The organism is Agrococcus baldri, assembly GCA_900114805.1.
Classification (GTDB): domain Bacteria; phylum Actinomycetota; class Actinomycetes; order Actinomycetales; family Microbacteriaceae; genus Agrococcus; species Agrococcus baldri.
Genome location: FOZN01000001.1, coordinates 455704 through 468806 on the forward strand (window position 1 = coordinate 455704; position 13103 = coordinate 468806).

Below are 13103 nucleotides of genomic sequence, written 5' to 3' on the forward strand. Positions count from 1 at the left end.
TCCAGCACCAGGCAACCGCGACCTCTGCTGCCGAATGCATCAGCCGTCAGCGAACACCGCACCGTCGACGCGAGTAAGCGCTCACAGATGAAATATGCGATTACCGGGCCCTATTGCGACGTCAATTTTGGCGATTACGCAATGCTGCCTAACAACCTTGCGAGCTTTCCGGCCTCCCCGTCCGTAATCTTCTCCTTCAACGATGAATTCCTGGCTTCGATGCTCGAGGATTATGCTTTGGCTCAATCGGCCGAAGTCGTCCACGTGGGCGTGACACAAGAAGTAGAAGACCTGCCTACGGATCGCTCGCTGGCGGCCTTAGAGATCTTGCGCTGCGTAGAGAACTTAGACGCTTTGCACCGATGGATCTCCAGCGTTGACGCATTGATAGTCAACGGAGGCGGCTACATCAATGATCTGTGGGCGCGCCCTCACCGCCTCGGGCGACTTGTGGCAATCCTGGCGCCCGCTCTCGTGGCAGCGCAACAAGGCAAGCAAGTCCACTTCACCGCCAACGGATTCGGCCCATTCTCCGAGAGCTTCGATTTTTTTGCATCTGTGCTTTCCAGAATGCCGACAGCAACCTTCACGTGCCGGGACGATCTGGGGTCAGCCGGGTGGTTGCGGCGCTTGGGGATCGCGGACGATCGAATCTACTTGGCGCCGGACGATCTACTCGTGCTTCATCCAAGTATCGAGAAACGGACACCCCGGTGGCGTCCTCCGGATCCCGCGGGCTACCTCGTGCTGGAGACCTATCGCCCAATGGAAGAGCTCGAGGATAACGTCGGCTCATTGCGGGCCCTCCAAGCGGACCTGGACACATCAATCGTGCTCCTACCGATGCATCGTGGCCATGGCGGGGAGGATCAGGCTCATGCGCTTAGCGGCATTCTCCCGCGCGCTCACGTCTACCCGATCTCTGACTCTGGTTACCTCCCGATCGAAGACGCTGTGAATATTATCCGCGGAGCGCGACTTACCGTGACCGATCGCTACCACGGCCTGGTCGCCGCACTCGGCGCGGCGTCTCCGGTTGTGAGCATCATCCGACCAGTGCGCGGCTCACTCGACTACTATTACAGAAAGAACGCGGGAGCACTGGCTTGGCGGCTTGCACCGGGGGCCTACTCCGAGGACGACTTCATTCGGCTGCAGTGGTCGGAGGTGCCCACTACTGCAAAGGAGTTGGAGGCACTGGTTGCGCGCCAAACGGAAGCATACTCCGCCTCCCACGCCCATTTCGAAAATACAGGCGCTGCTAGAGGTAGCTTAGTTCGAAGGATCTTCTCATCATGAATACGCTCTATTCGCGAAGAATAAAGCGACCGCTTGATGCGGTCATTAGCGGAGTTGCCCTAATTGCGTTGGCGCCTCTTTTCACCGTCGCCGGCGCCGCAATCCGAATTGACACCCCCGGGCCGGCCCTCTTTGCGCAGTCACGGGTCGGCAAGAACGGCGTCGTGTTTGAGGTTCTCAAGTTCCGAAGCATGCTCAGCCCGAGCGAAAGCGTACGCCCCGACGGATCGGAAATGAGCAACTCTGAACGAGTCACGCGTGTCGGACGCATACTGCGGCGAGTCAGCCTCGACGAACTGCCCCAGCTCGTCAACGTTCTCCGAGGCGACATGTCGCTAGTCGGCCCCCGCCCCGCGCTTCCATATCAAGTGTCAAGATACTCAACAATTCAGCGGGAACGCTTGAGCGTACGTCCCGGTATCACCGGTTTGGCGCAGGTCAGTGGCCGCAACAAGCTCACCTGGGACGAGAAAATCGCGCTTGATCTGGAGTATTGTCGAGAAGTACGCATGCTGGATGACCTGCGGATTCTACTTCGCACGGCGCGTGCTGTGGTATCGCGCGACGGCCAAGACTTCGTCGCTCACGATGCAATCAGCAGTCACGGCGACGTGAGTTACCTCAAGCATATCTGAACCAAGGATCTCCTGATGACCCCAGCTTTGACTGTACTGTTCACATCCGTTGGGCGGCGCGTCGAGTTGATCCGCCACTTTCTAGATCACGCGAGCGCCAACCCGGGAGATCTTCGCGTGCTGGGAACGGAGATCGACCGCTTCTCGCCTGCGGCTCAACTACTGGGCGACGCGGCACTTGGAGTTCCTCGCACTGAGGACCCGAGCTACGACCGGGTGATTGCCGATATCTGTTCTGAGAACAATGTGGACGTTATCTTCCCTCTGATTGACCCAGATATCTTGCGGCTCGGTACGACAGAAACCTCGGCACCGCTAGCCTCTGTCGATCCCGAGAGCGCCCGAATGGTTTCGGACAAGTGGCTCACTTATCGCTGGCTGGTCGACCGCGACATCCCGACCGCAATTTCCTGGCTACCGAGCGAGCTCGTCGACACCGGTTACCCCTTGTTCATGAAGCCCCGTCGCGGAAGCGGCGGAATCGATGCGTTCAAGATTCACTCCACGGTGGAGCTTGATTTTTTTACCACGTATATCGATGACCCGATCGTGCAGGAGCTCCTGGAAGGTCCGGAGATTACAGTAGACGTAATCGTCGGCGCCCGTAGTGAGATCCTCGCAATGGTGCAGCGCCAGCGCCTCGCAGTTCGTGGTGGCGAAGTGAGTCGAGGCGCTGTTGTTGAGGACCCAGCAGTATCCGCACTCGTGTACCAGGTGATCGAGGGACTGAAACCGACCGGACCAGTCACCGTGCAAGGAATGTATGCCCGCGACAAATCGTTTCGGATTACGGAGATCAATGCACGAATGGGGGGCGGTATCCCGCTAGCAGTTGCTGCTGGCGTCCCCGTCGCCCGCCTGCTGACCGATAGCTGGTTGGGCCGCGAACGGACGGAAGAAACCGCGATCGATGTGGGCCTACACATGGTTCGCTTCGATGAGTCGCTCTTTTATAAGCCATGAGACAACTGTCGGTGAGCGGCGTCATCTTCGATCTAGACGATACTTTGATGCCCGAACTCGATTACGTTCGCAGTGGCTACGCGCACGTTTCACGTTTGTTGTCGGACCGACTGTCTGTCCCTGCTCCCAGGATCGAACAGGATCTTTGGACGATTTTTCGATCGCCGGATAGGTCTCGCGCGTACAATCGCTTACTTGAACTCTACGGAGTGAGTGACCCCGCGCTAGTTCGAGACTGCATACGCAGTTATCGAGCACACCTTCCCGAGGTGTCACTCTCCGATGCCGACAGCAAACTTCTCGACTGGTGCTTGAGTTGGGGTCCGGTTGGAGTGGTTACGGATGGACCCCGGGTCATGCAAGCCGCCAAAGCTCAGGCACTGGGTTTGACCGAGCGAGGTATCCAGGTCGTGTTATCTGATGACCTTGGTGGCCGCGTCGGTTGGAAACCCTCCCCCGCGGGAATGCTCGAAGCATGCAGGCGCATGGAAATTTGTCCGGACCGCGCCGTCTACGTCGGAGACAACCCAGCAAAAGATTTCATCGCAGCACACGCAGCAGGCATGCATGCGATTCGTTTTCGCACCCGCGGCCAACTTCATCACGCTGTAGAACCCGCGGCGGGAGCCGAAGCCGATATTGAAATCAGTAGCCTTCAAGAGTTGCGCTCGATCCTGCGATTCGAGCGACATCATTGAGACGGGAGGCATTGAGCGGCGCAAGGAAATTCCCTACCCCTTGAATCCTTTACCGGTGGACCGGAGGCGACGGAGGTTCCGAGGCGGTCGTTTATCCCCAGGGAATGCCAGAAGTGTTGTGGCTGCCTTTCAACCGGAGCACTCAGCCGAGCGCGGTGGCTCCGAGATCTCTATCAATGCCAGGGAGCAAGCGAAGAAAGCTCCAGCCAACCAGGAACGGCACGAAGCATGAAACTATGGATCGTCAACCATTACGCGGTAATCCCCTCTAAGGATGGTCGCTACGGAAGGCACTTCAGCCTTGCCAACCACCTGAGAGAGTTGGGGTGGGACACCACGATTTTTGCCGCGAGCACATCCCATCCGGACGGATTGCAACGCATGACGGGGGCTTCGCTGCGTCGCCGTGTCCGTGAGTCAGAAGCAGAAGCCGTGCTTGTCCGCACGAACGCGTATGGTGACTCTCTTCCTCGACGTTTCCTGGGGATGGCGATCTTCGCCGCGCACATTCTCGCACCCTGGTCCACCGCCGGTATAGGGAAGCCCGATGTTGTCATGGGTAGTACAGTGCATCCCTTTGCGGCATGGGCTGCTAGCCGGCTGGCGAAGAGACACGGTATTCCGTTCGTGTTCGAAGTGCGCGACGTCTGGCCGGACTACCTCATCGACCTCGGCAAGCTGACGCCGAACGGACCTCTCGCGCGGCTAATGCGCGCAGTCATGCGCGTTTGCGCCGAGCGCGCCGTTCTGGTGGTCTCACCACTTAGGGAAGTCCCGACTTGGCTCGATGAGATCGGCTGCGCGGAGAAGGATTTTGTTTGGATTCCAAATGGCATCGACGTCAAGTTGGGCAACCTCGGCGCGGACTCCGAACTCGCGCACCCAGCTGACGCGACTGAAGCGTTTGAGTTTCTCTATCTCGGCTCTCATGGCCCTGCCAACGCGCTGGAGTTCCTCATATCTGCATTCGACGAGGCCGCTCAAGTGTCATCGGTCCCGCTTCGCCTAACACTGATCGGCGATGGCCCCTCGAAGGAATCCTTGAAGAGGATGGCCGCGCGTCTCCGATCTAGCGAGCGAATCCGTTTTGAGGAGCGAATCCCGCGCTCCGAAGTAGTCGCTCGTGCGAACAGGGCCGACGCGCTGTTAATCGCGACGTCGCGGCACCGCGTCTACCGGTTCGGACTCAGCCCTAACAAGCTCTTCGACTATCTGCTGGCAGCGAAGCCAATCGTGATCAGCGCCGACCAAAGTAATGCCGTGTCGGACGCGGGTGCCGGCATCCAGGTGCCTGCAGACGACATCAGCGCCTTTGCTAACGCGATCGTCGCCATCAGCGAGACGCCAACAGCGGCACGCGAAGCGATGGGTGCGCGAGGCCGCGCGCATGTGTTGCAGGACTACGACTATGCGAAACTAGCGCAGAAACTGGACACAAAGTTGCGAGCGACGCTGTCGTCACGACCTCCGCGATAGCACCTTCCGGCGGGCCCTCATCTCACGGCGGGAGGTGCGCAGCGGTTTATCCCGGTTGCAGTGCAATCGCGATGAGTGTTCGAAGGCTCGAGGGTAAGTGCTTATTGCGGTTCAGTGCCGCCCGACGAGTCAGTGCCACCGAGAATTGTTGGTGCTGCCGGTCTCGATCCACGTGGTGTTGTGGACGATGCGGCAACATTGTCGCGTCGGCGTGTACGCCGGAGCCGAGACGGTGCTGCCAGTCCTCTCGCGTAGCGGGCCGGAAGACTGGCGATGCGTCTTCGTAGCGGCGATTCGAGGCGCTTGAGGAGGATGCTGCGGACGCGCTCAACTAGCGGCGCATCGAAGAGCCAGCTACCCGGAGCGTGAACGCGGCAAGCTTGCGCAGCTGTTCTCCTTCCCGCCGGGTCTGTCACGGGGCGCGGCCTAAGACTCTTCGAGGTCGGGCATGCGGATGTAGTGCGCACGGTTGAACCGCCTCGGATGTCCGGACGCTCCGGTTGCGTCGCTAACCGGTCAGCGGACGGGGCTTGAAGCGTTGTGACGGTTTCGATTTCGACCGGTGTCAGGTCGTGGATCGATCCGTGGGTGCGCTGGTCGTTGAATCAGTGAACTCAGTGAAGAGTCTCGAGCTCGACGTGCTCGACGTGCTCGACGTGCTCGACGTGCTCGACGTGCTTGACGTGCTCGACGTGCTCGACGTGCTCGACGTCGAGCTTGGGCCCCTCAAGGCGGATCAACTCGGTCTTGCACGCGTCGATCTGGGACTCGGCCAGCGCGTGGTCCTACGCGTAGCCCACCGAACGCAGGGAGCCGTCCACGCCAGCGTCGCTAAGCCGTTGCGTGAATGCGAACGACGAGTATCCGGCGAGTTCAATCGGTGGTTGCATCACCAGCTTGCCCCGTGCGATGATGATGAGTAATTCTCCGTTCAGCAGCGGTCGCGAGATTGCGACACCGAGGGGACTCGGCGTCATCCCGACGCGCAGTGGCCTCGCCCTCTCAGTCAACAGCGCCCGGACTCGCGGGCTACGGGGCGCCGGTGTTTCCCAAGACCCAGCGGGCGCGCCTGCAAGCACTGGAGCCGTCACAGATTAGCGGACCATCTGAACGGCAGAACGCCTCATCAACTGTCAGCGGCCCATCAACGCACGGCGGAGATTGTGCGCAACTCGGCGCCTCGATTTCGACGCCAAGCTGGAGGCGTCTCGGGGCCCCAACCGCTCCGAGGGGCCAGTGCGAGCAGAATGATCATCGCCAGCAATCCATGCGACAGCATCGATGTGAAGAGTGATGTATTCGAAAGCGTAAAGGCCGGCATCACTACAACTAAAGCGCTGACTGCGGCTGGGAGGCCATAGGCAGCCCTGTCGACAACTCTAAGAAATGCGACCAACAAGGCGGACATACCCGCGACGCCAAACCATCCGAACTCCGCGTAACCGTCCGCAAAGAGATTCGCGTTAGCAGACAGAGACGGCGAACCGAGATTGATCGACCGATCATTCGCGCAGGCCCAAATTCGTGAGGAGGGTCAACAAAGAACCGCCGCAAAATCGAATGAGAAAACAAATCCCACTAGTTGGCACTATAGAACTCCACATAGTGCGATGAGAGGCGCGCGGGTGTGATCAGGAAGCGCCTCGCGAACAAGCTCGACCAAACCACGGAGCCCTGCACAATATTGACCCATGCAGTGACCGCAATCAATCCAGAAGCGCCACCCAGCAAGAGTATCCCTCGCGGTCGCAGATTGGCGCGGAATATAAAGGCGAGAATGACAACTGCGAGCATGCTAAACAGAATCGACTTTAGACCGGTGCCTGAATAGAGAACGAGTTGCCCGATAACTCCGAGACCGACCAGCCACCAGCGACGGGAGTATATTCCGGCCGCCATGATGATCGGGTTCACTACGTTCGCTTGAGGGGACACCAGGTAGCCGAGCAAGCCGGCGCCCGCGAGTACCTCGGCATAATCCTCGCGGACATCGTACACTTCGAATATAGAGAGGAAGCGTAGGCTCAGGCCCGCCGTGAGCGCAAGATAGCCGTACACGAAAAGAGAAAAGCCGGAGATCACGAGCCAGAAGGACGTATGAGAGATACGTCGAACGAGTGGCCGCGCCGGGGTTGTCCGCTTGGCAAGTAGCACGACCGAGCTAAACGCAACAGCGAATCCGAAGCTCATGCCTACTGCATGCATCGGATCGAGGACATCGACGTACGTGCTAATTAAGATCGTCGGAGCGATCGCGATAACATACAAGACCCACAGTTCGTGTTCGATGTACGGCCACGGGTCGGTTTCGACGTTCAGCGCCGGCCAGTGCCGTTCGAGGTGCAGGTGGACGCCCGTGACTCGTCCGGTCGCGCCCATGAGGCCGATCTGCTGGCCGTCACGGACTCGCTGGCCGACGTTCACGTCCACGCGCGACAGGTGCCCGTACCACCAGATCGACCGGTCGGCGAGCCTGATGCCGATGTCCATGCCCGAGAAGTCCGAGGGCGACGTGGTGCGGTCAGCGATCACGACCGTGCCCGCACCGACCGCGTACACGGGCAGGCGACTACCCGACCGGAGTGGAGTGAAGTCGACACCCCCATGCCATGCGGGAGTGAGCGACCCATCCGGCAGCCGGATCGGTTGACGCGGCCCGTACGAGCCAGACATGCGCGTCAACTTGCGCGAGACGGGGTATGCCATGTCATCCCCTCCTCGGGGTGGATGCGTCGACAGCCAGGTCGACCTGCCGGGTCACGCATGCGACGCAGACGCAGGCGGCAGGTCTCGAACAATGAGAGATCGCCACGACGGCCCCTCCCAGCATTGGATGTCGACGGCGGCCGTCGGTGGCGCGCTACCGTGAACGTGTGCAAACCGACAGCCCGACCCGACGCGACTACGCGGTCGCGTTCACGGTCGTGCTGCTCATCCACGCGAACCTGTTCAAGAGCAGCCCCCTGCTCGCGTGGCTGCCCATCGACCTAACGCTGATCCTGGCCGCAGTCGTGGCCGTGCTGCTGCTCGCGCACGCGCTGCGATATCGGGGGAAGTTGCGCCTTGACCTCCGCGCGGTCGCTCTCCTCGCGATCGTGCTCCCCGCCTGGCTGTACGGCGAGTTCCACGACTACTGGGTCGCGAAACTGACGGGCTTCGTGATCACGCTCGTCGCACTGCTCGCCGGCTTCTACCTCATCAACACGCCGGGCCGGCGCAAAGCATGGCTGCACGCAATCGTCATCACTGCCGCAGTCACGCTGGCGTTGACGGTGATAGCGCCCGCCGCAGACGACGTGATACGCCTCTCGGTAGCCGGCGCGACAACCATCTCCACCGGCCGCATCGCCGGAGCCGCGCTCGTCATCCTGGCAGTACTCGCGACGCGCTCGTTCGGGCGGGCGTGGATACCGATGATCCTTCTCGCGGCCGCTTGCGGTGCGCTCATGATCGCCACCGGCTCACGCGGTCCTGTCATCGCCGCCGCCATCACGATCCTCGGCGTCGCGATAGTCAGCAAGGGCCGCGGCCGCTTCATGCGCGTCATCCTCGCCGTAGGTGCGCTCGCCGCCGGACTCGCGTTCATCCAGGACAGCAACAACCTCGGCGCTTCACGCATCGGGCAGACACTCACCGGGGAACGAGAAGCATCCGACGCCCGCGTCGAACTCGCGCTGGCCGCGCTCCGTCAGCTCGAGAACCCGTTCGGAGTCGGCTGGGCCAACTTCCAATCCGTCCTAGGGCCCGCCGAGATGCTCCAGTCCGGCAACTTCCAGTACGCGCACAACGTGCTGCTTGAGGTGGCGGTCGAGGCGGGATGGTTCCCCCTGATCGGGGTCGCCGTGTTCCTCGCGTGGTCGCTGCTGCGGGCGCGCGGACTCTCATCCACACCGCACGGCGCAGCCATGTTCGGCCTGCTGGCGTTCACCGTCGTGAACGCGATGGTGTCGGGCGACATCAATGACAACCGGCTCATGTGGGCAACCGCCGCCGTGATCCTCGCGACACCCTTGCCCGCCGTGGCGCCCGCCGACGAGTACCGACCCGTAGAGGGCGAGCCTCGCCGGCGGGTGACGCGGTAGCGGTTCAGGCGACGAGCAGCTTCACGTCTGCCCATTGCACCGTGCCCGACGTGAGACGGCCCAGCGCGACCAGCAGGCCCTGCTTGACGGCCGGCGGTGGCGTGAACGCGAACCGTACATGCTGCCAGGCGTGATGGCCGTGACAATGGCGATGATGAGTGTCAAGCACTCGATCTCCGGCGCAGCACGCAAGTACCTTTGGCCCGAATACGCAAACGCAGGCTGAATAATGTCGGAGTACACCCAGTGGAGGGCGAACCCGTAGAGCAATACGGCTGCGGGAATCACTAGGAATGCTCGCCAAGGGAAGCGGGCTAGTCGCAGTTGGCTCACTGGCCCAGGCTACGCTCCGCGGAGCGACTCAGACCCCAGGATCCCCAAGACTCACTCCAGGAGCCTAGCGACGAACGCCGACGCTCCGCATCACCGCTGCAACAAGGGAGCGCGACCAGCCGCATCTCAGCGGGCAGGACTACCCCCTCTCGAGAGTTCTTAGTCACATGGCCCGATCGCCCGTCTAGAGCGACTGCGTTTCGCTCCGGCGTAACCGCCCTGGTCTGGCGCATCCCCCTATTGACATCGGGAGCGGGCCAATGCAACGAAATCACCACTCGGGGGCGGCTACGAAGCCGTCGCGTGAGGCACTGGACGCTGGAGCCATGCCTCCCTGGTGAGATTGGATGCGCCGCGGTCACGGGCGCCAAGTTCCGGATCCCTTCCCGAGGTGACTGAGTCAGCCGGCCACATCAGTGCGCGCAGCTGCGCACTCGGCGTTAGGGGGCGCCAACCGGCTAGATCAGCGCGGCCGGACACCCGGCGGTAGACGCTCACCCGGCTGGCTCCGTGGTAGGTTGGAGTAGAATTAGGTTGCGCAATTAGGTAGCAATTCCGTTGCGCGATGCAGACATTCAGTATCCAACCTCGCGGGGCGTAGTTGCGCGACAGCAGCCTCTGAACCGAGACCGAATCGATGTGGCGGGGCGAATTGCCGGCGCCTAAGGACACGCCCCCCATGGTGGTCAATTCGCAATTGGAGAAGAAGTGGCAAGCGATCACACTGATGCAAGCATGAGCACCCTTCAGGGAATACGCGTTACTCACGTTTCTTCGGCTCATCCTTGGACCGACAATCGGATCCACTTTCGAGAGTCGGCTAGTCTCGCCGATGCGGGAGCCGATGTCAGCCTAGTCGCGGTTGAGTCATCCATCGGTGGCGTAACGCCTTCAGTTCGAACCCTGGCCCTACCGAAACTCCCCCGATTGAAGCGCGCTTCAATCGGGGCCCTGCGCGCGGTAATCGCCGCCTTAAGGACGCGCGCGCCAATCTTGCACTTGCACGATCCGGAGCTCGTTTTTGCGCTGCCTCTGCTGCGAGCCTTCGGCAAGACGGTCATCTACGACGCTCACGAGGATCTGCCGGAGCAGGTCGGCGCAAAGGCGTATCTCTCTCCGTTTCTGCGCCGACCAGCCCAATGGCTTGCGCACGGCATCGTTGGTCTGGCCCGGCATGCCGACCTGGTGGTAGCTGCAACCGAAACGATCGCAAAGCGATTCCCGGCGGACCGGACCGTTATTGTGCACAACTATCCACCTCTCCGAGCTGAGGAAGCGGACGCGCCCGTAGCGAGCAACCGGCCACGACACGTTGTCTACATCGGCGGCATCGCCTCCAGCAGAGGTGCCAGCGTCATGGTCAAAGCAGCCTCCGAGCCTGACTTCCCGGCGGGATGGTCGCTCGAGCTCGCAGGCACAGCGGGAGATGCCTTGATTGCGGCGCTGCGAACGCGCGCCGGGTGGAAGAGGGTTAACTTCCATGGCCAAGTGCCGCCTGACGACGCGCGTGACATTCTGCTCAGCGCGCGCGTGGGGCTCCTGCTGTTTCAAGACTCGAAGCCGCACCGAGATGCCCTGCCAACGAAGATGTTCGAGTACTTCGCTGCTGGGGTCCCGGTGATCGCATCCGACTTTCCGCTTTGGCGCACCATCATCGATCGATGGCAATGCGGCACTTTAGTCGATCAGACAGACGAGGCGGCGGTGGCCCGCGCTATCAGACGCTACGCGGAAAACCCGCAGTTGCTTGACGAGCACAGCAGGAACGCTCGCACCGCTGCCGAGCAAGAGCTCAATTGGTCAACCGAAGCAACGGCATTGACGGACGCGTACGCTCGGTTCGTGCCTCGACTCGCCGAATGAGACGGGCGCTCGCTCGAATCCTTTCCGGCAGCGCTCTTGGTCAAGGCGTGCTACTGCTCGCGACTCCAATCCTGACTCGGCTGTACGATGCAACGGACTTTGCGACCCTAGCCGTCGTGACGGCGATTGCAACTGTTCTAGGAGGGCTAGCAACGCTGAGCCTCGAGCGCGCGCTCTCGTTGCCGGAGAAGGTAGAAACAGCGCTTGCATTAACGCGTGTCGCAATGCTGTCGACAGCCGCAGTGGGCTTAATAAGTACGGGGCTCGCCTGGCTCTTTCGACGTGAAGTGGCTTCGCTTTTGAATGCGCCCGAGTTGACAGATCTATGGTGGGTGGCTCCTGCTACGGGATCAGTGCTTGCATTTCAGAGCGTCGTTAGTGCTTGGATGATCCGCTGGCAGAACTACGGCGCGCTCGGTTTTCGGAATGCGATTCAGGGCTTCGTTCAGGCAGCCTGGTCGATACTTTTCGGCTTGGGAGGGTTCGGCAGCATCGGATTGGCGACGAGCCTAGGTGCGGGGCGCCTAACTGCGGCACTAGTCACGTGGCGCCCTACCTCAGCTGTCCGCCGCGAAAGCATGGCTACAGCATTGCGAGCTTATCGCCGGTTCCCTCTCGTCAATTCCTGGGCTAGACTCGCAAATCAATTAGGATTGCAAGCGCCCACCCTGCTGATTGTTGGACTGTACGGGCCTCTCGCGGCTGGCCTTTACGCGCTCACTATTCGTACGATTGCCAGCCCTGTAGGCGTGATAGTCGATGCGGCTGCCCAATATTTCGAGGGCCGCTTTGCGCAGATGCTGCGCGACCGAGAGCGGGGTCTTGCTGCATTTGTAGCGTCGACGAGCGCGCGCTTTGCGGGGTTGGGCGTCGCTCCAGCAGCGGTACTGCTCCTAACAGCGCCGACGCTGTTTGGCCTCATTTTCGGCCCGGAATGGCGAGATGCTGGCGTCATTGCTCAAATCGTGGTCATCAGCGCGCTCGCTCAGCTCGTGGTCACCCCGGTGACGCGCGCGTTGGTCATGCTCGGACGCCAACGCACCCAGTTGGCGTGGGATGTCGCGCGCGGCGCTTGCACTGTCGCAGCGGTGGTGCTGCCCGCCCTAGTTCAAGCCGAGTTTCTTGTCGCAATAGGAGTCCTCACTGCGGTGCATTGCTTGTTCTATGGTGTTGCCTTCGGTTTGTGCTGGCACGCGGCACGTCAGGCAGACAGCGCGCTTGAGGCCTCTGCGCCGTGACCGGGGACTGGGTTTGGTAAAGACACGCCAGCTCCAGGAGGCCCTGTTGCTCGGGCTCTCTGAGAGGAGCAGCGTGGACATCCACGCTCTGCAGCGGCAGGGGATGACGATCAGCGAGATCCCCCGCCGCGCGAATCATGACCGCAACACGATCCGCGCCTACCTGAACGGCGAGCGCACTCCGGGCAAGCGCGAACGCGCATTCACCCGATTCGTTAGACGAGTTCGTCGACTACGTCACCGCGAACCTGGACTTCACCGGCTCGCACCCGACGCTGACCCGCCAGGTCCGGGCCCGCTTGCTGCGGCCGTCGTGCGCCGTGCGCGCGCACGTGAACGGCGGAACGCGATCATCGAGCACCGACCCGGTGAGGAGACGCCGTTCGAATGAGTCGAGCGGCCCGATGCGCTCGCTGAGCACTTGGAGTGCTCAGCGCCACCGAATATTGCAGTTGAGCGCTAGTCGATCGTCTGCTTGAGCGCCACCCGATATTGCCGGCGCGCGTCACCCGAGGC

Annotated in this window: 11 protein-coding genes; 10 read left to right on the forward strand and 1 reads right to left on the reverse strand. The window is 61.4% G+C overall.

What is annotated here, in order from left to right; genetic code table 11:
* Positions 1 to 87: 87 nt before the first annotated feature.
* From BM288_RS02145 to BM288_RS14205, 6 genes are all read left to right on the forward strand, one after another.
* The gene (locus BM288_RS02145; RefSeq protein WP_092915406.1) at positions 88 to 1299 is read left to right on the forward strand and encodes a polysaccharide pyruvyl transferase family protein; all 1212 of its coding nucleotides are present in this window, start codon (positions 88 to 90) and stop codon (positions 1297 to 1299) included.
* Positions 1296 to 1934 (forward strand): sugar transferase, encoded by a 639-nt coding sequence (locus BM288_RS02150; protein ID WP_092915408.1) that lies wholly within the window; start codon positions 1296 to 1298, stop codon positions 1932 to 1934. Before BM288_RS02145 ends, BM288_RS02150 begins: the two co-directional genes overlap by 4 nt.
* A 15-nt stretch (positions 1935 to 1949) precedes the next feature.
* Positions 1950 to 2897 carry an ATP-grasp domain-containing protein gene (locus BM288_RS02155; RefSeq protein ID WP_092915410.1) on the forward strand — a complete coding sequence of 316 codons (948 nt, stop codon included), beginning with the start codon at positions 1950 to 1952 and terminating at the stop codon, positions 2895 to 2897.
* Positions 2894 to 3595, forward strand: coding sequence for an HAD family hydrolase (locus tag BM288_RS02160; protein WP_092915412.1), 702 nt, complete (start codon positions 2894 to 2896; stop codon positions 3593 to 3595). Before BM288_RS02155 ends, BM288_RS02160 begins: the two co-directional genes overlap by 4 nt.
* 228 nt (positions 3596 to 3823) lie before the next feature.
* A complete protein-coding gene (locus BM288_RS02165; RefSeq protein WP_092915414.1) occupies positions 3824 to 5071 on the forward strand; it encodes a glycosyltransferase family 4 protein in 1248 nt (415 codons plus the stop codon).
* Positions 5072 to 5655: 584 nt separating this feature from the next.
* Entirely contained in the window at positions 5656 to 5994 is a 339-nt protein-coding gene (locus tag BM288_RS14205; RefSeq protein WP_143102984.1) for a hypothetical protein, read from the forward strand.
* A gap of 655 nt (positions 5995 to 6649) precedes the next feature.
* On the opposite strand, the gene BM288_RS02175 is transcribed toward BM288_RS14205, so the two are convergent.
* On the reverse strand, positions 6650 to 7777 hold the full coding sequence (locus BM288_RS02175) for a M23 family metallopeptidase (protein ID WP_092915416.1): 1128 nt from the start codon (positions 7775 to 7777) through the stop codon (positions 6650 to 6652).
* A gap of 146 nt (positions 7778 to 7923) precedes the next feature.
* On the opposite strand from BM288_RS02175, the gene BM288_RS02180 reads away from it, so the two are divergent.
* The 4 genes from BM288_RS02180 (at position 7924) to BM288_RS02195 (ending at position 12978) form a co-directional block, all read left to right on the forward strand.
* Positions 7924 to 9153 carry an O-antigen ligase family protein gene (locus BM288_RS02180; protein WP_143102985.1) on the forward strand — a complete coding sequence of 410 codons (1230 nt, stop codon included), beginning with the start codon at positions 7924 to 7926 and terminating at the stop codon, positions 9151 to 9153.
* A 1332-nt stretch (positions 9154 to 10485) separates the two neighbouring features.
* Complete coding sequence (locus BM288_RS02185) at positions 10486 to 11349, forward strand: glycosyltransferase (protein WP_318255286.1); 864 nt, start codon at positions 10486 to 10488, stop codon at positions 11347 to 11349.
* Positions 11350 to 11396: 47 nt separating this feature from the next.
* The gene (locus BM288_RS02190) at positions 11397 to 12587 is read left to right on the forward strand and encodes a lipopolysaccharide biosynthesis protein (RefSeq protein ID WP_177220216.1); all 1191 of its coding nucleotides are present in this window, start codon (positions 11397 to 11399) and stop codon (positions 12585 to 12587) included.
* Positions 12588 to 12660: 73 nt separating this feature from the next.
* Positions 12661 to 12978 carry a hypothetical protein gene (locus BM288_RS02195; protein WP_177220217.1) on the forward strand — a complete coding sequence of 106 codons (318 nt, stop codon included), beginning with the start codon at positions 12661 to 12663 and terminating at the stop codon, positions 12976 to 12978.
* Positions 12979 to 13103 lie beyond the last annotated feature (125 nt).